At 70.2% G+C, this 19,603-nt stretch carries 19 protein-coding genes; 10 read left to right on the top strand and 9 right to left on the bottom strand.

What is annotated here, in order from left to right:
- From NJ376_RS05260 to NJ376_RS05250, 3 genes are all read right to left on the bottom strand, one after another.
- Positions 1–2,052 (bottom strand): acetate--CoA ligase family protein, encoded by a 2,052-nt coding sequence (locus tag NJ376_RS05260; protein WP_252952183.1) that lies wholly within the window; start codon positions 2,050–2,052, stop codon positions 1–3.
- 162 nt (positions 2,053–2,214) lie between these two features.
- Positions 2,215–3,126: an SDR family NAD(P)-dependent oxidoreductase gene (locus tag NJ376_RS05255; RefSeq protein WP_252952182.1), complete on the bottom strand. Its 912-nt coding sequence runs from the start codon at positions 3,124–3,126 to the stop codon at positions 2,215–2,217.
- Between the two features lie 119 nt (positions 3,127–3,245).
- The gene (locus NJ376_RS05250) at positions 3,246–4,136 is read right to left on the bottom strand and encodes an alpha/beta fold hydrolase (RefSeq protein WP_252952181.1); all 891 of its coding nucleotides are present in this window, start codon (positions 4,134–4,136) and stop codon (positions 3,246–3,248) included.
- Positions 4,137–4,256: 120 nt separating this feature from the next.
- Here NJ376_RS05250 and NJ376_RS05245 point away from each other — a divergent pair, with 120 nt between their 5' ends.
- The 9 genes from NJ376_RS05245 to NJ376_RS29145 all read left to right on the top strand — a co-directional run bounded on the left by NJ376_RS05245 (position 4,257) and on the right by NJ376_RS29145 (position 11,546).
- Positions 4,257–4,736: an SUF system Fe-S cluster assembly regulator gene (locus tag NJ376_RS05245; RefSeq protein ID WP_252952180.1), complete on the top strand. Its 480-nt coding sequence runs from the start codon at positions 4,257–4,259 to the stop codon at positions 4,734–4,736.
- 7 nt (positions 4,737–4,743) lie between these two features.
- Positions 4,744–6,243 (top strand): Fe-S cluster assembly protein SufB, encoded by a 1,500-nt coding sequence (gene sufB, locus NJ376_RS05240; protein WP_252952179.1) that lies wholly within the window; start codon positions 4,744–4,746, stop codon positions 6,241–6,243.
- 73 nt (positions 6,244–6,316) lie between these two features.
- Positions 6,317–7,060 (top strand): Fe-S cluster assembly ATPase SufC, encoded by a 744-nt coding sequence (sufC, locus tag NJ376_RS05235; protein WP_252952178.1) that lies wholly within the window; start codon positions 6,317–6,319, stop codon positions 7,058–7,060.
- On the top strand, positions 7,057–8,343 hold the full coding sequence (gene sufD / locus NJ376_RS05230; RefSeq protein ID WP_252952177.1) for a Fe-S cluster assembly protein SufD: 1,287 nt from the start codon (positions 7,057–7,059) through the stop codon (positions 8,341–8,343). Before sufC ends, sufD begins: the two co-directional genes overlap by 4 nt.
- On the top strand, positions 8,340–9,581 hold the full coding sequence (locus NJ376_RS05225) for an aminotransferase class V-fold PLP-dependent enzyme (RefSeq protein WP_252952176.1): 1,242 nt from the start codon (positions 8,340–8,342) through the stop codon (positions 9,579–9,581). Before sufD ends, NJ376_RS05225 begins: the two co-directional genes overlap by 4 nt.
- 24 nt (positions 9,582–9,605) lie before the next feature.
- Entirely contained in the window at positions 9,606–10,070 is a 465-nt protein-coding gene (sufU, locus tag NJ376_RS05220; protein ID WP_252952175.1) for a Fe-S cluster assembly sulfur transfer protein SufU, read from the top strand.
- Positions 10,063–10,443 carry an SUF system Fe-S cluster assembly protein gene (locus tag NJ376_RS05215; protein ID WP_252952174.1) on the top strand — a complete coding sequence of 127 codons (381 nt, stop codon included), beginning with the start codon at positions 10,063–10,065 and terminating at the stop codon, positions 10,441–10,443. The genes sufU and NJ376_RS05215 overlap by 8 nt, the downstream gene beginning before the upstream one ends.
- Positions 10,444–10,455: 12 nt before the next feature.
- Positions 10,456–10,824 carry a HesB/IscA family protein gene (locus NJ376_RS05210; RefSeq protein WP_252952173.1) on the top strand — a complete coding sequence of 123 codons (369 nt, stop codon included), beginning with the start codon at positions 10,456–10,458 and terminating at the stop codon, positions 10,822–10,824.
- A gap of 110 nt (positions 10,825–10,934) precedes the next feature.
- Entirely contained in the window at positions 10,935–11,546 is a 612-nt protein-coding gene (locus NJ376_RS29145; protein ID WP_252952172.1) for an acyloxyacyl hydrolase, read from the top strand.
- A gap of 90 nt (positions 11,547–11,636) precedes the next feature.
- Here NJ376_RS29145 and NJ376_RS05200 read toward each other — a convergent pair whose 3' ends face one another.
- The 5 genes from NJ376_RS05200 to NJ376_RS05180 form a co-directional block, all read right to left on the bottom strand.
- Positions 11,637–12,623, bottom strand: coding sequence for an MBL fold metallo-hydrolase (locus tag NJ376_RS05200; protein ID WP_252952171.1), 987 nt, complete (start codon positions 12,621–12,623; stop codon positions 11,637–11,639).
- A gap of 55 nt (positions 12,624–12,678) precedes the next feature.
- Complete coding sequence (locus NJ376_RS05195) at positions 12,679–13,941, bottom strand: class I SAM-dependent RNA methyltransferase (RefSeq protein ID WP_252952170.1); 1,263 nt, start codon at positions 13,939–13,941, stop codon at positions 12,679–12,681.
- Positions 13,931–14,305 carry a DUF2721 domain-containing protein gene (locus NJ376_RS05190; protein WP_252952169.1) on the bottom strand — a complete coding sequence of 125 codons (375 nt, stop codon included), beginning with the start codon at positions 14,303–14,305 and terminating at the stop codon, positions 13,931–13,933. Before NJ376_RS05190 ends, NJ376_RS05195 begins: the two co-directional genes overlap by 11 nt.
- A gap of 53 nt (positions 14,306–14,358) precedes the next feature.
- On the bottom strand, positions 14,359–15,552 hold the full coding sequence (locus NJ376_RS05185) for an acyl-CoA dehydrogenase (protein ID WP_252952168.1): 1,194 nt from the start codon (positions 15,550–15,552) through the stop codon (positions 14,359–14,361).
- 173 nt (positions 15,553–15,725) lie between these two features.
- Entirely contained in the window at positions 15,726–17,792 is a 2,067-nt protein-coding gene (locus NJ376_RS05180; RefSeq protein ID WP_408906678.1) for a DEAD/DEAH box helicase, read from the bottom strand.
- 272 nt (positions 17,793–18,064) lie between these two features.
- On the opposite strand from NJ376_RS05180, the gene NJ376_RS05175 reads away from it, so the two are divergent.
- Positions 18,065–18,763 carry an alpha/beta fold hydrolase gene (locus NJ376_RS05175; RefSeq protein ID WP_252952166.1) on the top strand — a complete coding sequence of 233 codons (699 nt, stop codon included), beginning with the start codon at positions 18,065–18,067 and terminating at the stop codon, positions 18,761–18,763.
- An 84-nt stretch (positions 18,764–18,847) separates the two neighbouring features.
- Here the strand turns inward: NJ376_RS05175 and NJ376_RS05170 are convergent.
- Positions 18,848–19,603 (bottom strand): Bug family tripartite tricarboxylate transporter substrate binding protein (locus NJ376_RS05170; protein WP_252952165.1); only part of this gene is annotated, 756 nt, incomplete at its 5' end.

The raw sequence follows: 19,603 nt of genomic DNA, 5'->3' as shown, positions 1-19,603 counted from the left end.
TCACCTCCGGACGATCCAGGCATCGGCGACCGTCACCCCCTTGCCTTCGCCAAGGACCATCAAGGGGTTGATCTCGGCCTCGGCGATATCCTCCCGCGCCGCGAGGTGCGACACCGCGACGATGGCGCGGGCGAGGGCAGCGAGATCGCCGCGCGGCAGGCCGCGCCAGCCGGCGAGGAGCTGCAGGCCCTTCACCTCGGCGATCATCTCCTGCGCCTCTTCCACGGTGACCGGGGCGAGGCGGAGGGTGACGTCGCGGAACAGCTCCGCCGCCACGCCGCCGGTGCCCAGCAGCACCACCGGCCCCACCTCCGGGTCGCGGCGGAAGCCGAGGATGGCCTCGCCCAGCCCCTTCGCCATGGGCTGCACCAGGAAGCCGGCCAGGGTGGCGCCGGGCGCGCGCTCCGCGACGCGGGCCTGCATGGCGGCGGCCTCGGTCTTCAGCGCAGCGGCATCCGGGATGCCGAGCTTCACCCCGCCCACCTCGGTCTTATGGGCGAGGTCCGGCGAGAGGATCTTCAGCGCGACCGGGTAGGCGATCCCCTCCGGCACCTCATCCGCACTGGACATGACGGCGAAGGGGCTGTCGAGCCCGAGCGCGGCGAAGAGGCGGCGGGCCTCCGCCTCATCCGGCCTGGCGGGCAGGGGGTGCGGGGTGGCGGGTGGTGCGGACTCGGCGCGGGGCGCCCGCCAGTCGCACCAGGCGCGGATGCAGTCCGCGGCGGATTCCGGGGTGCGGAAGGCGGGAATGCCGGCCTCCGCCAGCAGGCGCAGGGACTGATCCGCCTGCGGCACCAGGAAGGCGGCGAGCGGCTTGGCGAGCCCGGCCTCCCGCGCCCGCAGGATGCCCGCCACCGAATCCTGCGGCCGGAACTGGGCGGAGGAGCCGATGACCGAGAGCACCAGATCGGTGTCCTCCGCCTGCTGCAGGGCGTTTAGCGCCGCCGCCACGCGGTCCGGCTTGGTGCCGGCGAGCGTGACATCCAGCAGGCGCCCGTGATGGGCGAAGCCCGCTGCATCCAGCGCCGCACTGGCCGCCGCGTCGGGCGCGCGGGACTCGATGCCGGCGACGCCGAGGCAATCCACCGCCATGGCGCCGCCGCCGCCCGTGGTCGTCATCACGCCCACCGCGCGGTGCGGCCTGGCCAGGGGCTTGCGGCCGACGAGCAGGGCAGGGAGCTCCAGCAGCCCTTCCAGCGTGGTGGCGCGGGCGATGCCATGGGCGCGGAAGAAGGCCTCCGCCGCGGCGTCGGAGCCGGCGAGCGCGCCGGTATGGGAGGTGGCGAGCTCCGCCCCATAGGGCGAGCGGCCGAGCTTGTAGGCGATGACCGGCTTGCCGGCGGCGTGCGCCCGGCGGGCGAGGTCGGCGAAATGCTGCGGCTGCCGGATGGCCTCGAGGAACAGCAGGATGGCATCCACCTGCGGGTCATCGACCAGCAGCCCGGCGACCTCGCCGGCGGAGAGATCCGCCTCGTTGCCCGTGCCGACCAGGTGGGAGAAGCCGATGCCCCGCGCCGCGCCGCGCGACATGATGGCGCCCATCATGGAGCCGGATTGCGAGACCAGCGCGATGCGCCCGGCCGGCAGCGACTCCGCCTCCAGCGCCGCATTCACCGAGCAGGCGATGCGGTCATTGAGGTTGATGATGCCCATGGAATTGGGCCCGAGGATGCGCAGGCCGGCGGCCTTGGCGGTGGCCAGCAGCCGGGCCTGCAGCGCCGCGCCCTCCGGCCCGGCTTCGGCGAAGCCATCGGCCAGGACGCAGGCGGCAGGGATGCCCTTGGCGGCGACCGCATCCACCACGCCTTCGACATGCTGGGTGCCGAGCAGGATATAGGCGAAATCCACCTCGCCCGGGATGTCGGTGACGCTGGGATAGGCCTTCTCCCCCAGCACCTCCGCCTCCCGCGGGTGCACCGGCAGGATGTCCCCGGCGAAGCCGTGCTTGCGGAGATAGAGTTGGGCGCGGGCCGTCAGCCGGGTGCGATCCGAGGAGGCGCCGACGAGGGCGATGCGGCGGGGCTGGAAGAGGGCCTGGTGGAGTCGGTTCATGGCGTTCCTCGGGTGTTGGGGGAGAGAGCGAACTCTCTCCCTCCAAAGCCCCCCCACTCACCTTTTTCTGTAAGTCGGCATTCGCCGCGCGACAGGCCCTGACTCAGAGAAAAGGGTGGAGGGGCTCGGGGAGGAGGTTCCCCTCCTTCCCGATCTTCTGGCTTACAGCGGATCCCAGGAGAACACTTCGCCCGAGCGCTCCAGCGGGATGAAGAAGCTCTTCAGCGCCGGCAGGGCGTGCTCGGCGATCGCTTCCGGCGTCCAGCCCTCGCTGCGGTGGATGCCGCGGATCGGGCGGTTCTGGCTGAACAGGAACAGCTCGTTCATCCGCGGGCCGAAGATCTGGCCGTTCACCTCCTGCGCCGCGTCGGAGGCGAGGAAGACGGCGAGCGGGGCGTTCTTCTCCGGGCCCATCCGCATGATCTTCTCGACCCGCGCCTTCTGCTCCGGCGTCTCGGCCGGGATGGAGCTGGTCATGCGGCTCCAGGCGAAGGGCGCGAGGCAATTGGAGCGGACATTGTAGCGCTTCATGTCCAGCGCGATGGACTTGGACAGCGCCGCGATGCCGAGCTTCGCCGCCGAGTAGTTCGCCTGGCCGAAATTGCCGATCAGGCCGGAGGTCGAGGTGATGTGGACGTAGGAGCCGCTCTCCTGCTTGCGGAAATGCGTGGCCGCGTGGCGGGAGACGTAGAAGCTGCCGTTCAGGTGCACCCCGATGACCGCGTCCCACTCTTCCGGCGTCATGCGGTGGAAGATCTGGTCGCGCAGGATGCCTGCATTGTTCACGACGATGTCGATGCGGCCGAAATGATCCAGCGCCGACTGGACGATCTTGCCCGCGCTCTCCCAGGAGGAGACGCTGTCGGTGTTGATCTCGGCCTGGCCGCCGCGCTGCTCGATGATCGCCTTGGTCTGCTGCGCGGGGGTGGCGGACTGGCCCTCACCGGTCAGCGAGGCGCCGATATCGTTGATGATGACCTTGGCCCCGGCGAGCGCCATGTGGATGGCGATCTCCCGGCCGATGCCGCCGCCGGACCCCGTGACGACGGCAACCTTCCCATCCAGCATGCCCATTTGGCGCTTCCCTCTCTCTCATAGGTGGCTAACGATTCTTAGCTCCGGTCGGGGGCGGCGTGAAGCCGCCCCCGATCCTGGCCTTGTGGCGGCGTCAGGCTGCCCTGTTGCCCGTGCCTTCAGCCCTTCGCCGTCCCGGCAATGATGCCGCCGGCCAGGGTGGCCGGATTGCGTTCCCACCAGCGGCCGGCATCCACCCAGGTGATGAAGTCCAGCACCGCGCGGTTGAAGGCGTCCGGATCCTCGATGTTCATCGTATGGCCGCAGCGCGGCATGACGAGGAGGGAGGAGGTGGGGATGGTCCGCTTGAGGAAGAGGCCGGGCTCCAGCGTCGGGTCGTCCTCGTCGCCGCAGATGATGAAGGTGGGTAGCTTCAGCTTGCGGAACTCGGCCTCCAGCTCGAACAGGCTCGGCCGTTCCCGCTGCACCCCGCGCATGGTCAGCACCGCGCCGTCCGTGTCGTGCTCCGCGAGTTGGGAGAGGAATTCCGCATAGCCGCGCGGGTCCTTCTCCTCGAAGACCAGGCGGGTCGGGCCGCTGCCATAGACCCGGGACATCTTCCACATCCCTTTCTCGGCGATCTTGTCCGCCGTGGTATCTACCTCCCCGCGGAACTGGTCCCGCTTGCCGGGCTGGGCGCCGTAGCCGACGCCGGCGGCGGTGAGGCTGCGGGCGAGGTGCGGGTAGCGCAGGCCGAGATGGAGCGTGGCGAAGGCGCCCATGGAGAGCCCGACGACATGCGCCGGCGCCAGGCCCAGCGCCGTGATTACCGCCGCGATGTCGTCCGTGGCCCGGTCCTGGGAGTATGCGGCCTGGTCATGCGGTACGCCGCTCGGCGGGTAGCCACGGGCGTTGAAGGCGATGCAGCGGTAGCGCCGGGCGAAGAAGCGGAGCTGCGGCTCCCAGCTCCGCATGTCGCCGGCGAATTCATGAACGAAAAGCAGGGGGATGCCCGTCCCTGCCTCCTCATAGGCCAGTTCGACGCCGTCATCCGTGGTGATGCTGGGCATGGGTCTCTCCCCTGGAGTGCCGGAGGCTAACCGCGCCCCTGCTCTGCAACAACCGCATGCGGCCCCCCTTCAAAGGGGACCCGATTGGTCCTATTTACCGGCCGTGGAAGGGGTCCGCCCGTGCTGAGGCTGTCGAAACTCACCGATTATGCCGTGGTCGTCATGGCCCGGCTGGCGCGGGATGGCGCCGGGCCGGAGGGGCAGGTGCAGACCGCCCCGGGGCTTGCCATGGCCACCGGAATCGCCGAGCCGACGGTTGCCAAGGTGCTGAAGCTGCTCGGCCAGGCCGGGTTGGTGGAGGGGTTGCGGGGCGCCCGCGGCGGCTACCGGCTGACCCGGCCGCTGGGCGCGGTTCCGCTCTCCGAGGTCATCGTCGCCGTCGATGGCCCGATCGCCCTGACCGCCTGCGTCGATGGCGGCAGCGGCGGCTGCGAGGCCGAGCGCATCTGCGCCGTCCGCGGCCGCTGGGACCCGGTGAACCGCGCCATTCGCGATGCGCTGTCCGGCATTACCCTGGCCGATCTCGCCGGTCCCGCACCGCGTTCTGCCCCGGCCAGGCCCGATCAGGCTGCCCCCGAAGCCGTCCTTCTTGCCGAATAGGACCAGCATGCCCGCCGTCACCGAAACCATCGAGACCGTCCAGTCCGTCACCGAGGGCACCTACAAATGGGGCTTCGAGACGGATATCGAGATGGAGTTCGCCCCCAAGGGGCTGAGCGAGGACATCGTCCGCTTCATCTCGAAGAAGAAGAACGAGCCGGACTGGCTGCTGGAATGGCGGCTGAAGGCCTATGCGCTCTGGCAGAAGATGGAGGAGCCGCGCTGGTCCGCGGTGAGCTACCCGGCGATCGACTACCAGGACGCCTACTACTATGCGGCGCCGGTCCAGAAGGCGAAGCCGAAGAGCCTGGAGGAGGTCGATCCGGAGCTGCTGCGCACCTATGAGAAGCTCGGCATCCCGCTGAAGGAGCAGGCGATCCTGGCCGGCGTCGAGGGCGCGGGCGAGACCCCGGCCGATGGCGGCCGCCTGCCGGTCGCGGTGGATGCGGTGTTCGACAGCGTCTCGGTCGCCACCACCTTCAAGGCGCGGCTGGAGAAGGAGGGCATCGTCTTCTGCTCGATCTCCGAGGCGGTGCAGACCCATCCGGAGCTGGTGCGGCAATACCTCGGCACCGTCGTGCCGCAGGGCGACAATTTCTACGCGGCGCTGAACAGCGCGGTCTTCACCGATGGCAGCTTCGTCTACATCCCGAAGGGGGTGCGCTGCCCGATGGAGCTCTCCACCTATTTCCGCATCAATGCGAAGAGCACCGGCCAGTTCGAACGGACGCTGATCATCGCCGACGAGGGCAGCACCGTCTCCTACCTGGAGGGCTGCACGGCGCCGATGCGCGACGAGAACCAGCTCCATGCCGCGGTGGTGGAGCTGGTGGCGCTGGACGATGCCAGCATCAAGTACAGCACGGTGCAGAACTGGTACCCGGGCGATGCCGAGGGCCGGGGCGGCATCTACAATTTCGTCACCAAGCGCGCCCAGTGCCGCGGCAAGCGGAGCAAGGTAAGCTGGACCCAGGTGGAGACCGGCTCCGCCATCACTTGGAAGTATCCCTCCTGCGTGCTGCTCGGCGATGACAGCGTGGGCGAGTTCTATTCGGTGGCGATCACCAACAATCGCCAGCAGGCCGATACCGGCACCAAGATGATCCATGTCGGCAAGCGGACCAGCTCCACCATCATCTCCAAGGGCATCTCGGCCGGGCGGGGGCAGAACACCTATCGCGGCCTGGTGCGGGTGGCGCCGACGGCGAGCGCGGCGCGCAACTTCACCCAATGCGACAGCCTGCTGATTGGCGACCAGTGCGGCGCGCATACCGTGCCCTATATCGAGAATCGCTGCATGACGGCGAAGGTGGAGCATGAGGCGACCACCAGCCGCATCGCCGAGGACCAGCTCTTCTACTGCCGGCAGCGCGGCCTCTCGGAGGAGGACGCGGTCGGCCTCATCGTCAACGGCTTCTGCCGCGAGGTGCTGAAGGAGCTGCCGATGGAATTCGCCGTCGAGGCGCAGAAGCTGCTGCAGATCTCCCTGGAAGGTTCGGTTGGTTGATGCCGCGACCGATGACTGGAGCGCCAAAGGGCGCGGAAGTCTGAGTCGGCCGCGGTTCTGCAAGGAAAGATAGATGCTGAAGATCGAAGGACTGACCGCCGAGGTTGATGGCAAGCCGATCCTCAAGGGGATCGACCTGGAGGTGCCCGCCGGCGAGATCCACGCCATCATGGGCCCGAACGGCTCCGGCAAATCCACCTTGTCTTACGTCCTCTCGGGGCGCGAGGGATACGAGATCACCGGCGGCTCCGTCAGCTTCAACGGCGTCGATCTGCTGGCGCTGGAGCCGGAGGAGCGGGCGGCAGCCGGCCTCTTCCTCGCCTTCCAGTATCCGGTGGAGCTGCCGGGAGTGGGCAACGCCCTCTTCCTCCGCACCGCGCTGAACGCCGTCCGCCGCGGCAAGGGCGAGCCCGAGCTGGACGCCATGCAATTCCTGAAGCTGGCGCGGGAGCGGATGAAGGCGCTCTCCATGCCGGAGGACATGCTGAAGCGCGGCGTCAATGTCGGCTTCTCCGGCGGCGAGAAGAAGCGGAACGAGGTGCTGCAGATGGCGCTGCTGCGCCCGAAGCTGGCGATCCTCGACGAGACCGACAGCGGCCTCGACATCGACGCGCTGAAGATCGTGGCGGATGGGGTGAATGCGCTGCGGGCGCCGGATTTCTCGGCGCTCGTCATCACCCATTACCAGCGGCTGCTGGACTACATCGTGCCGGACAAGGTGCATGTGCTGATGGGCGGCCGCATCGTGCAGAGCGGCGGGCCGGAACTGGCGCATCAGCTCGAGGCCAGCGGCTATGCCTCGGTGAAGGCGGCATGAGCGCGATAGCAACGGGCGCGGAAGGCTTCCTGCATCGCTTCGACGGCCTGCGGCAGCGCCTGCCCGGCGCCCGCCTGGCCTGGGTGCAGGCGCTGCGCGAGGCGGCGGCCGAGAGCTTCCGCGCCCAGGGCTTCCCGACCCGGCGGTTGGAGGCCTGGAAATACACCGATCTGCGCCTCGTCGCCGATGCCGGCTTCGAGGAGGCGCTGAGCGTGGTGGATGCGGAATTCGCCCTGCCGCCCGCCCACAGCCGCTGGCGCGCCGTGTTCCAGGATGGCCGGCTGCGCGAGGACCTCTCGACGCTGGAGGAAGCGCCCTTCGCGGCGGCCAGCCTTGCCGCCGGGCTGTCGACGCTGGAGGGAAGGCTGGGCGCCCTGGCGCGGCCGGCGGAGCAGGCGCTGGTGGCGCTGAACACCGCGCTGTTCGAGGACGGGCTGGTGGTGACGGTGCCGGCCGGCGTCGCCGGTGGCGTGCTGGAGCTGGTCTCCCTGGCCTCTCCCGGCGAGCGGCCCGCGGCCTTCCATCCACGCCACTTGATCCGGCTGGAGGCAGGGGCGAGCCTGACGCTGATCGAGACCGCGACCGGGCCCGCCGGCACGCGCTACCTGCACAACCCGGTCTATGAGATCGAGCTGGCGGAGGGCGCGACCCTGACCCATGCGCGGCTGCAGCAGGAGGGATCGGCCGCCTTCCAGCTCGGCACCGCCTATGCCCGCGTGGCGGCCGGCGCCACCTATGACAATTTCACCCTGAATGCCGGCGGCAAGCTGGTGCGCAACGAAATCCACGTGGTGCTGGAAGGTCCGAAGGCCGCCTGCCACATGAATGGCGCGCAGCTGCTGCGGGACGGGCAGCATGCCGACACCACCACGGTGCTGGACCATGCGGCGCCCGACTGCGCCAGCCGGCAGACCTACAAGACCGTGCTTTCCGGCCGGTCCCGCGGGGTCTTCCAGGGCAAGATCCATGTACATCAGGTGGCGCAGCGCACCGATGGCTACCAGATGAATCAGGCGCTGCTGCTCTCGCCCGAGGCCGAGATCGACAGCAAGCCGCAGCTTGAAATCTACGCCGACGACGTGAAATGCAGCCATGGCGCGACGGTGGGGGAGATCGATGCCGATCAGCTCTTCTACCTGCGCGCCCGCGGCATTCCTGAGGCGCAGGCGCGGTCCATGCTGGTGGAAGCCTTCCTGACCGAGGCGGTGGAGGGCGTTCAGGATGCGGTGGCGCGCGAGGCGCTGCAGGCGGCGGTGACCGGCTGGTGGGAGAAGGCGGCGTGAGCTTCGATGGCGTGAGCTTCGATGTCGGGCGGGTGCGGCGCGACTTTCCCATCCTGTCGCAGAAGATCCGTGGCAAGGATCTGGTCTTCCTCGACAGCGGCGCCAGCGCCCAGAAGCCGCGCGTCGTCATCGACGCCATGGTCCGCTGCATGGAGGAACGCTACGCCAACGTCCATCGCGGCGCCTATTTCCTCTCCGAGGCCGCGACCGAGGCCTATGAGGCAGCCCGGGCCGCCACCGCCCGCTTCCTGAATGCGCCCGACCCGCGCGGCATCGTCTTCGCCAAGAACAGCACGGAGGCGATCAACCTCGTCGCCCATAGCTGGGGCCGGCATGTGCTGCAGCCCGGCCAAGCGGTGCTGTTCAGCGAGATGGAGCATCACGCCAACATCGTCCCCTGGCACCTCCTGAAGGAGGACAAGGGCGTCGAGCTGCGCGTGGTGCGGGTGACCGACAGCGGCGAGATCGACCTCGAGGACCTCGAGGCCAAGCTGGCGGATGGCAAGGTCGGGTTGGTCGCCATCGCGCATATGTCGAACGTCCTCGGCACGGTGGCCCCGGCGGAGCGCATCGTCCGGATGGCGCATGCCGCCGGCGCCAAGGTGCTGTTCGACGGCAGCCAGGCGGCGGTGCACCGGCGGGTGGACCTGCAGGCGCTGGACGCGGATTTCTACGTCTTCACCGGCCACAAGCTCTACGGCCCGACCGGCATCGGCGTGCTGGCGGCGAAGCTGGAGCATCTGGAGCGCATGCCGCCCTTCCTCGGCGGCGGCGACATGATCTCCGTCGTCACGCTGAAGCGCAGCGAATGGGCGCCGCCGCCGGCGAAGTTCGAAGCCGGGACGCCGCCCATCGTGGAGGCGGTCGGGCTGCATGCCGCCATCGACTACGTGACCGCCCTCGGCATGGAGGCGATCGAGGCGCATGAGCGGCGCCTGGTGGACCACGCCATGCGCCGCCTGACGGATATCGAGGGGGTGCGGCTGCTCGGCCGGGCGCAGGATCGCGGCGGCGTCTTCGCCATGGCCACCGACTACGCCCATGCCCATGACCTGGCGACATTGCTGGACCGCGCCGGCATCGCGGTGCGGGCCGGCAGGCATTGCGCGGAGCCGCTGCACACCCGATTTGGGGTGGAAGGCGGCACGGTCCGGGCCAGCTTCGGTCTCTATACGACGGAGGCGGAGGTGGATTACCTGGCCGAGGCGCTGACCAAGGCGCGGGAGTTCTTCGCATGAGCGCCCGCGCCGGGAGGGTCCCCGATGTTCGATGACCTGCGCGACCTCTATCAGGAGGTCATCCTGGACCATGGCCGCAAGCCGCGGAATTTCCGCCGGCTCGAGGATGCGGACCGCAGCGCCCGCGGCGACAACCCGATGTGCGGCGACCGGCTGGAGTTGTTCCTGAAGCTTGGGCCCGATGGCCGCATCGCCGATGCTGCCTTCCAGGGTCGCGGCTGCGCCATCTCCACCGCCAGCGCCTCCCTGCTGACCGAGACGGTGAAGGGCAAGACGGCCGAGGAGGCGCATGCCCTCTCCGACAGCTTCCGGGAATTGGCGATGACCGGCACCTGCCCGCATTGCCAGGCGGCGCTGGAGGAGGAGATGGAGCGGCTGCAGCCGCTTTCCGGCGTGCATGAATTCCCCTCCCGCGTCAAATGCGCCACGCTGGCCTGGCACACGCTGAACGCCGCCCTGGACGGCGCGAAGGAGGCGAGCAGTGAGTGACGAGGCCAGCACCACCGTTCCGACCCATGGTGCCTGGACGCCGGAAGGCGAGACCGCGCCGCCCGCGCCCCGCGTCAGCGAGGAGGCGGTGATCTCCGTCCTCAAGACGGTCTTCGACCCTGAGATCCCGGTCGATATCTACGAGCTCGGCCTGATCTACGCCGTGGAGATCGAGGATGACGGCAAGGTGAAGGTCGAGATGACCCTCACGACCCCCTCCTGCCCCTCGGCGCAGGAGCTGCCGGGGCAGGTTGAGGAAAGCGTCCGCCTTGTGCCGGGCGTCACCGATGTCCGGGTGGAAGTGGTCTGGGACCCGCCCTGGGACCAGACGCGGATGAGCGAGGATGCCCGCCTCGCCCTGAACATGTACTGAGGTGCCGGAGAGATGAGCACGACCACTGCCGCGCCCCGCCCCCGCCGCGCCCTGCCGCCGCTGATGTCGCTGACCGAGGCCGCCGCCGAGCGGCTGCGCGGTCTCTACGAGGCGGGCGAGGCAGGGAAGCTGCTGCGCATCGGCGTGAAGACCAAGGGCTGCTCGGGCCTTGCCTATGACCTCACCTGGGTGGAGGCGCCGGAGCCGACCGACGAGAAGGTGACCGATAAGGGCGTGACGGTGCTGGTGGACCGCAAGGCCAGCCTGTTCCTCATCGGCACGGTGATGGATTACGAGGTGAAGGCGTTGTCCGCGGGCTTCACCTTCACCAACCCCAATGAGAAGGGGCGCTGCGGCTGCGGCGAGAGCTTCCACGTCTGATGTTGTCCTGGCGCGGCTGACGCCAGGGTGAGGACCGCCGGCGCTGCCGCCTCTGGCGATTTGTCACATATCTCCTGATAATCACAGGGAAGACAGACGGAGGGGCAGCGGTGCGCTGTGCGATCTTTGGCGTGGTTCTGGCGGCGGCGGCGCTCGTGCCGGTGTCCGGCCGGGCGGAGGACGGGCTGCCGCGCATCCATGCGGGTGAGGGCCTGGCGGGCATTTTCAGCGAGGTGCGGTTCGGCGGCGCCTGGCACGATATCGGCGCCAAGGAGCGGGGCGCCAACGTCCTGGGCGAGGTGCTCTTCGTCAGCCCGGTGCCGGCGCGGCTCACCACGGACATGCCGCCGCTCTATCGCTGGATGTTCCAGCCGCGCGTGCATCTTGGCTTCGCCGCGAACACCGAGGGCTATACCAGCTACGGTTATGCCGGCCTGACCTGGACCACCATGCTGGCCCGGGACGTGTTCCGCCGCGGCGACGGCATCCGCTTCGACTTCTTCTTCGGCGGCTCGCTCAACAACGGCAAGCATGTGACAAACGAGCTGGACCGCAAAAGCCTGGGCGGCAACCTGCTGTTCCGCGTGGGCGGCGAAATCGGCTACCAGATCGACCCGCGCTGGTCGGTCTCGCTCTTCCTCGACCATGAGAGCAATGCCGGCTCCGCACGGGCGAATGAGGGGCTGAACAGCCTTGGGCTCAGGATCGGCTTCGGGCTGTGATGTCGAGGGGGGCCTCGTCCCCCTTGGGCTGACCCTGCCAAAGGCCGGAGAGCCTTTGGCAGGCGTGAATTCCAGGCTTGGCGGTTCGGCCTACAGGGTGCTCGACCAGTCGGCGGGCACGAAGCGGTAGCCATTCCCCTGCTTCGCCACATAGCCATTGGCCGGGAAGGGGAAGTGGTAGCCGGTGATGCGGATGCGGTCGGTGGCGACCATGTCCAGCACCCGCCGCCGCGTCGCCTCTGCCATCGCCGGGTCGAAATCGAAGACGATGTGGAAATCCGGCCGCGGGAAACCGAGCTCCGGCCGGTTGGTGATATCCGCGACGAAGATCGCCTGCGCCGCGCCATCCGAGATCCGGTACATGGTGTGCCCCGGCGTATGGCCATAGGCGGCGATGGCGCGAACGCCCGGCACCGCCTCCGCCCCGTCCGCGATCTGGCGGATCTTGCCCTGGTAGGGGGCGAAGCGGCGGGCCGTGTTGGCGAAATTGCCGCGCTGGCCCTCCGGGCTGCGGCTTTCGTTGCTGGCCTCGGTCCACCAGGCCCATTCGGTGGCGGGCACCACGACCTCCGCATTCGGGAAGGCGGCGGCGCCGCTGCCGGTCAGCAGCCCGTTGATGTGGTCGCCATGGAAGTGGCTGTGGATCACATGGGTGATGCGGGCCGGGTCGATGCCGGCGGCGCGCATGTTCTCGATCATCTTCCCGTTCGTCGCACCGGCCGGCGTCGCCCCATTGCCGGTGTCGAAGACGACGAAGGCGTTCGGCGTCTCGACGAAGGTGACGGTGAAGGGGATGCGGTAGGTGTCGGTGGGCAGGAAGCTCTCCGCCAGCACCGCCTGCACCTCGGCCAGCGAGGCGTTGCGGACGAAATTCTCCACCGGCCGCGTGCCATAGCCGTCATGCACCGTGGTGACGGTGAAGCTGCCGACCTTGAAGCGGTAGAAGCCCGGCGCCTGGGTGGCGGCAGGGCCGGCGGCGGCCTGGGCGGCCGCCGGCGTCGCGCGCAGCAGGGCAGGGGAGGCCAGCGCCATGGCGGCCCCCCCAAGGATCAGACGGCGGCTGGCTGTGTTGGGCATGGCTCTTCCTCCCCGCAGCGGGTCGGGCTTTAGGATGGGGTGAAAGCGCCAGGGATCAAGTCGTTGCGGGGCTGAAGACGACGACCGCCTCCAGATGCGCCGACCAGGGGAATTGGTCGATCGGCGTCGCCGCCAGCACCCGGTAGCCGGCCAGGGCCAGGGGCTTGGCGTCCCGCGCCAGGGCCCCCGGGTTGCAGGAGACGTAGATGATGCGTGGCACCCGCGCCCGCGCCAGCAGCGGCATCTGCGCCGCAGCCCCGGCATAGGGCGGGTCCAGCACCAGGCTCGCCAGGTTTTGCAACTCCGCCGGTGCCAGGGGCTGGCGGTCCAGATCCCGCCGCGCGGCGCGGATCCGGGCACCGGCGCTACCGGCGGCGGCGGCAAGCGCGGCGACCGCTTCGGCCGCGCCCTCATAGGCCTCCACCCGGGCACGGGTGGCGAGGGCGAAGCTCAGCGTGCCGAGCCCGGCATGCAGCTCCACGATGCGCGCCTTGGCCGGCAGCTTCGCCGGCAGCCCGGCCAGCACGGCGGCGATGATGGCGGCCTCCCCGCCCGGGCTGGCCTGGAGGAAGGCACCCGGCGGCGGCGCCACGCTGGCGGTGCCGAAGCGCAGCGCGACCGGGCCGAGCTGCGCGGCATTTTCTGCCGGGCCGTTGCCCTGGGCCCAGGCGATGCGGGGCAGGCCATGCTCCCGTGCGAAGCCCGCCAGCAGGGCGCGGCCGGCGGCGTCCAGCGGGCCATCGGTGCGCAGCAGCAGGTCCGGCCCGGTGTCCAGCAGGTTCAGCACCGCCGAGCCTTCCCGCTTCAGCGCCGGCAGGCGGCGGAGCAGGGCGCGCAGCGGCGCGAAGAGCGCGACCAGGCGCGGGTCCAGCACATGGCATTCGGCGAGGTTCACCACCGCCGCCTGGCCGATGGCGTGCAGGCCGAGGGCGATGCCGGCGGGGGTGCGGCGCAGGGCCAAGTCGGCGCGGCGGCGGCTGGCGGGGGGCACGCTGACCAGCGGCGCGACCGGCGCCTCCGGGAAGCCGGCGGCGGTCAGGGCGGCGACGAGCTTCTCCCGCTTCCATGCGGCATAGGGCGCCGCCGCCCAATGCTGCAGGACGCAGCCGCCGCAGGCGCCGAAATGCCGGCAGGGCGGGGTGACGCGGTCCGGGCTTTCGCGCAGCCAGGCCTCCGGCCGGGCGCGGTTGCCGGCGATCTCCGCCCGCACGCTCTCCCCCGGCAGGGCGCCGGGTACGAAGATGCTGCCGCCCGCCCGGCGCGCGATGCCGTCGCCGGCGGCGCCCAGCGCCACGATGTCCAGGACCTCACTCTTCATCGAGGGGCAGATGCTGTGCAGCGAGGCGCACCTCGCCAAGGAAGAGGCTCAGCGCCGCGATCATCGCCAGCATGGCGGCGACCAGCAGCGCCGCCAGCAGCCAGGCGACCCGCAGGCCGAGAAAAATGCCGGCAAAGGCGGTGACGATCAGGGTGCAGAGCAGGATCGCCGCCAGCACCGAGGCGCCGATCGCCCGGTGGATGCGCCAGGCGCGCCGGGCCAGGCGCCGCGTCTCGCCCGGCAACGGCACGGCCGTGCCCTGGCGGATCGACCGCTCCCGGTCGATCAGCCGCCCAAGTCGTCCGGCCATGACGTTGAGCAGGCTGAAGATGCCGGTGAGGAGAAAGGCGGGGGCGATCGCCAATTGAATCGCCCGCTCGATCTCCGCGACATCCTCGGCGCCGAAGCCGCCGATGGTCAGCCCCCGAAGGCGTTCAGGCCGGTGATGGCCCGGCCGAGGATCAGCGCATGGACGTCATGCGTGCCCTCATAGGTGTTCACCGTCTCGAGGTTCATGACGTGGCGGATCACGTGGTACTCGTCCACGATGCCGTTGCCGCCGTGCATGTCCCGCGCCATGCGGGCGATGTCGAGCGCCTTGCCGCAATTGTTGCGCTTGACCAGGGAGATCATCTCCGGCGCCGCCTTGTGCTCGTCGAACAGCCGGCCGACGCGCAGCACGGCGTGCAGGCCGAGGGTGATCTCGGTCTGCATGTCGGCCAGCTTCTTCTGGATGAGCTGGGTGTTGGCCAGCGGCCGGCCGAACATCTTGCGGTTCAGCGTGTACTCGCGGGCGCGGTGCCAGCAATCCTCGGCCGCGCCCATGGCGCCCCAGGCGATGCCGTAGCGGGCGCGGTTGAGGCAGGAGAAGGGGCCGGCGAGCGACTTCACGCCGGGCAGGCGGTTCTCTTCGGGGACGAAGACCTCGTCCATCATGATCATGCCGGTGACGCTGGCGCGCAGCGAGAACTTGCCCTCGATCTTCGGGAAGCTCAGGCCCTTCATGCCGCGCTCCAGGATGAAGCCGCGCAGCGTGCCCTCGTCATCCTTCGCCCAGACCACGGCGCAATCGGCGATCGGCGCATTGGTGATCCAGGTCTTGGAGCCGCTGAGCAGGTAGCCGCCATCGACCTTCTTCGCGCGGGTCCGCATGGAGGAGGGGTCGGAGCCGGCATCGGGCTCGGTCAGGCCGAAGCAGCCCACCCATTCGCCGCTGCGCAGCTTCGGCAGGTACTTCTCCTTCTGCGCCTCGGAGCCGAAGGCGTAGATCGGGTACATCACCAGGGAGGACTGGACGGAGAAGGCGGAGCGGTAGCCGCTATCCACCCGCTCCACCTCGCGGGCCATCAACCCGTAGGCGACATAGGAGACGCCGGCACAGCCATAGCCCTCGAGCGTTGCGCCGAGGAAGCCCATCTCGCCGAACTCGTTCATGATCTCCCGGTGGAAATGCTCCTTCCGGAAGGCCTCCAGCACGCGCGGGAGGAGCTTGCCCTGGCAGAACTCGCGGGCGGTGTCGCGGATCATCCGCTCATCCTCCGTGAGCTGCTCCTCCAGCAGCAGCGGATCTTCCCAGACGAAGCTCGGCTTCGCGGCGCTGGCGGCGGACATGGCGATCTCCTCGGCTGCTCGACGGATGGAATATGAGCCCTCCCCGCCGGCGGGGGAGGGCTGGAAGGGGCAGGGGCCCGTTCGCATGGTGCCCGGGGCGGAGGCGCGGCGGAACGCTGGCCGCGAGCGCGGCACGCCCACCCCGACCCTTCCCCCAGGCGGGGGAGGCGGCCTCAGGCCGCTTCGGCGTCCGTCTCCGGCGCCGAATCCCGCTTCGGGCGGGGGATCGGGATCAGCATGAAGGCCGGCACGGCATCGCCGAAGCCGCGGACGCTGGGGCCCAGATCGTCGCGGTCCCGGTCGCGGCGGCGGTCGTCGCGCCGATCCTCGCGGCGGTGGTCGCGCTCGCGCGGCGGGCGGGCGTCCCGCTCCATCTCCTCGCGCGGAGCAGCGACGCGGTCACGCTCCCGGCGGTCGCCTCGCTCCGGCCGGGCGCCGCGCTCGGGGCGGTCGGCAGCGCGTTCCGGGCGGTCGGCAGCGCGCTCCGGCCGCGCACGATCGCGGTCGCGATCCCGTTCGCCACGCTCCGGCCGGCTGCGATCCCGCTCGCGGCCGCCGCGGTCGCGCGACGCCTCGCGGCCGCCACGGCCGCGTCCGGCATCGCGGCCCCGGCCACCGCGGCCGCGCGGCGGGCGGGCGGCCGCCTCGGCGATCTCCTCATTGCTCACCGGGTCGAGGCCCTCGATCTCGATGCGTGGGATCGGCTTGCCGGTCAGCTTCTCGATGGCGGCGACGTTCCGCGCGTCATCCGCCGTGGCGATGGTGAAGGCATGGCCCTCGCGCCCCGCCCGACCGGTGCGGCCGATACGGTGGACATAATCCTCGTCCCGGAAGGGCACGTCGAAATTGAAGACGTGGGAGAGGCCGCCGATATCGATGCCGCGGGCCGCGACATCCGAGCAGACGAGGAGCTGTAGCTCCCCCGCCTTGAACTTGTTCAGCGTGGCGAAGCGGCTCGGCTGGTCCATGTCCCCATGCAGGGCGCCGACGGCGAAGCCATGCCGCTTCAGCGACTTGTAGAGGATGTCGACATCGACCTTGCGGTTGCAGAAGATCAGCGCGTTCTGCACCTGCTCCCGCCGGATCAGCCGGCGCAGCGCCTCGCGCTTGTCGAGCTCCCGGCACCACAGCAGGCCGGCGACGATGGTGGTTGCCACGCTCGCCGGCGGGGAGACGCTGATCTCCTTCGGGTTCTGCAGGAAGGCGTCGGCGAGCTTCTTGATCTCCGGCGCCATGGTGGCGGAGAAGAACAGCGTCTGCCGCATGCCGGGCAGCATGGAGACGATGCGCTCGACATCCGGGATGAAGCCCATGTCGAGCATGCGGTCCGCCTCGTCGATGACGAGGATCCTGCAATCCGCCAGCAGGATGCGGCCGCGGTCGAACAGGTCCAGCAGCCGGCCGGGCGTGGCGATCAGGACATCGACGCCCTTCTCCAGCACGTCGCGCTGCTCGTTCATGCTCTCCCCGCCGATCAGCAGGGCGTGGTTGAGCTTGAGGTACTTGCCGTATTTCTCGAACTGCTCGGCCACCTGCAGCGCCAGCTCGCGCGTTGGCTCCAGGATCAGGCTGCGCGGCATGCGCGCCTTGGCCCGGCCGGAGGCGAGGATGTCCATCATCGGCAGGGTGAAGCCAGCGGTCTTGCCGGTGCCGGTCTGGGCGGTGCCCAGCACGTCGCGGCCCATCAGCACCACCGGGATGGCGGCTTCCTGGATCGGCGTCGGGGTGACGTAGCCGGCCTCGGCGACGGCCTTCAGGATGGGCGCGGAGAGGCCAAGATCGGCGAAGGTGACGCGCGGCGCGGCCTCCTCTGCCTCCTTCCCGGACTTTTCCGCCGTGTCGTCGTCGGCGGCGTCGGACTCGTCGTCATCATCAGACTCGTCCTCATCGGACTCATCGTCAGAATCGTCATCATCGTCGTCGTCGGACTCGTCGTCATCATCATCGTCAGACTCGTCCTCGTCGGACTCATCGTCAGAATCGTCATCATCGTCGTCGTCGGACTCGTCGTCATCATCATCGTCAGACTCGTCCTCGTCGGACTCATCGTCAGAATCGTCATCATCGTCGTCGTCGTCGGCGCTTTCGCCGTCCTCGGCCTCCGCCTCGGCGGGCGCCGCCGGTTCCGCCGCGGCCAGTGGCACGGCATAGCTCTCCGGCGCCGCCGCGGCGGTCGCTTCGATCGCGGTCGATTCGGGCGCAGCCGCTTCGGGCGCCGTCTCGGTCTCGGCCGGGACGATCTTCGCCTCCGCTTCCGTGGCTTCGGCCTCGGCCGCCGCGCTGGCAGGCCGCTCGGGGGTATCGGTCAAGTGTGGTCGGTTCCTTCGCCGGGACGGCGGCGGCATGGTGGCGGCATGGCCGGGGCCACCCGCTGAAACCGACGCCCGGCGGGCTACCCGCCGGGGGCCGCGTCTGTCCGCGCGCCATATGCGCCGGATGCCATGGAAAAGCAAGCCATAGGGCGGCTCCAAGGCGGTTTCCTCGGCTGGCGGCAGGGGCTATGCCGGGCATCATGCCAGAGACCCAGGATGTGCTGCTGCTGCCCGGCCTGCTCTGCGATTCCGCGCTGTGGGAGGCGCAGATCGCGGGGCTTCAGGGCCTCGCCCGCTGCCAGGTGGCGGATACGCTCAGTGATGACAGCCTGGCCGCCATGGCGGCGCGGGCCCTGGCGGCGGCGCCGCCGCGCTTCGCCCTGGCCGGGCTTTCCATGGGCGGCTACCTCGCCTTCGAAATCCTGCGCCAGGCGCCGGGGCGCGTGACGCGGCTGGCGCTGCTGGACACTTCCGCCCGACCGGATACCGAGCAGCAGGCGCGGCGCCGGCGCGGGTTGATCGGCCTGGCGCGGACCGGGGCCTTCCGGGGCGTGACGCCGCGGCTGCTGCCGCAGCTCGTGCATCCGAAGCACCTGGACGGCCCGATCGGGGCGGCGGTGATGGCGATGGCGGAGCGGGTGGGACGGGATGCCTTCCTGCGGCAGCAGGCGGCGATCCTCGGCCGGAAGGACAGCCGGCCGGACCTGCCCGGCATCGCGGTGCCGACGCTGGTGGCGGTGGGGGAGGCGGATGCGCTGACGCCGCCGGAGCTGGCGACCGAGATGGCCGAGGCCATCCCCGGCGCCCGGCTGGAGGTGATTCCCGGCTGCGGCCACCTGCCGCCGATGGAGGAGCCGGCAGCGGTGACAGCCCTGCTCGAGGCCTGGCTGGCAGGCTGAGCCTGCGCAGCCCAGCTCCCGGTTCCCAGAGGCCGTTCGGCCTTTGGCGGGCTGAGTCCGAGAGGCGGCGCCCCCTCTCGGCACCTATTCTGGCTGCACCCCCGCTGCCCGCAGCACCGCGACGCTCCGCGCCATGTCCTGCCGCAGGAATTCCGTCAGCGCCGGCGCGCCCCTGACCGTCGCCGGCTGCACGCCGAGCTCCGCTAGCCGCTGCTTCGCCCCTTCCGCCGCGCGGGCGAAGGCCTCCGCCAGTCGGGCCACCGCAGCGGGTGGCGTCCGGGCCGGCGCCATGGCCATCAGCCAGGCTTCCACCTTGAGGTCGGGCAGCCCCGCCTCGGCGGAGGAGGGCACCTCCGGCAGGCTCGGCACCCGCTCCGCCCCGGTGATGCAGATGGCCCGCACGGAGCCGCCCCGGATATGGCCGGCGGCGGAGGCGACGGGGTCGATGGTGTAGATCACCTCGCCGCCGATCACCGCCTGCATGGCGGGTCCGCCGCCGCGGTAATGCACCGGCTGGATCTCCAGCTTGGCGACGGAGCGGAACACCTCGCCGGCCAGGTGCACGGCGCTGCCGATGCCGGCGCTGGCGAAATGGAGCTGACCGGGCCGCGCCCGGATGTAGTCGAGCAATCCCGCCATGTCCCGCACCGGCAGGCGGGGGTCGACCACCAGCACCTGCGGGATGCGCCCGAGATGGGCGATGGGGGCGAAATCCCCCACCGGGTCGAAGGGCAGCCGCGCCACCAGCGCCGGCACCACCACATGGGCATTGCTGTGGACCAGGATGGTGTGGCCATCCGGCGGCGCCTTGGCGACGAGGTCCATACCCACCAGCCCGGC

The organism is Siccirubricoccus soli, assembly GCF_024178315.1.
GTDB lineage: Bacteria > Pseudomonadota > Alphaproteobacteria > Acetobacterales > Acetobacteraceae > Siccirubricoccus > Siccirubricoccus soli.
The sequence above is the reverse complement of the archived record's forward strand: the minus strand, read 5'-3'. Positions and strand labels throughout refer to the sequence as shown.

What these genes read in the sequence shown, in the direction of transcription:
- NJ376_RS05195 (WP_252952170.1), bottom strand. Translation starts at nt 13,941, where the DNA reads ATGAAGAGTGAGGTCCTGGACATCGTGGCGCTGGGCGCCGCCGGCGAC.
- sufB (WP_252952179.1), top strand. Translation starts at nt 4,744, where the DNA reads ATGCCCGCCGTCACCGAAACCATCGAGACCGTCCAGTCCGTCACCGAG.
- NJ376_RS05260 (WP_252952183.1), bottom strand. Translation starts at nt 2,052, where the DNA reads ATGAACCGACTCCACCAGGCCCTCTTCCAGCCCCGCCGCATCGCCCTC.
- sufD (WP_252952177.1), top strand. Translation starts at nt 7,057, where the DNA reads ATGAGCGCGATAGCAACGGGCGCGGAAGGCTTCCTGCATCGCTTCGAC.
- NJ376_RS05175 (WP_252952166.1), top strand. Translation starts at nt 18,065, where the DNA reads ATGCCAGAGACCCAGGATGTGCTGCTGCTGCCCGGCCTGCTCTGCGAT.
- sufU (WP_252952175.1), top strand. Translation starts at nt 9,606, where the DNA reads ATGTTCGATGACCTGCGCGACCTCTATCAGGAGGTCATCCTGGACCAT.
- NJ376_RS05250 (WP_252952181.1), bottom strand. Translation starts at nt 4,136, where the DNA reads ATGCCCAGCATCACCACGGATGACGGCGTCGAACTGGCCTATGAGGAG.
- NJ376_RS05255 (WP_252952182.1), bottom strand. Translation starts at nt 3,126, where the DNA reads ATGGGCATGCTGGATGGGAAGGTTGCCGTCGTCACGGGGTCCGGCGGC.
- NJ376_RS05200 (WP_252952171.1), bottom strand. Translation starts at nt 12,623, where the DNA reads ATGCCCAACACAGCCAGCCGCCGTCTGATCCTTGGGGGGGCCGCCATG.
- NJ376_RS05210 (WP_252952173.1), top strand. Translation starts at nt 10,456, where the DNA reads ATGAGCACGACCACTGCCGCGCCCCGCCCCCGCCGCGCCCTGCCGCCG.
- NJ376_RS05185 (WP_252952168.1), bottom strand. Translation starts at nt 15,552, where the DNA reads ATGTCCGCCGCCAGCGCCGCGAAGCCGAGCTTCGTCTGGGAAGATCCG.
- sufC (WP_252952178.1), top strand. Translation starts at nt 6,317, where the DNA reads ATGCTGAAGATCGAAGGACTGACCGCCGAGGTTGATGGCAAGCCGATC.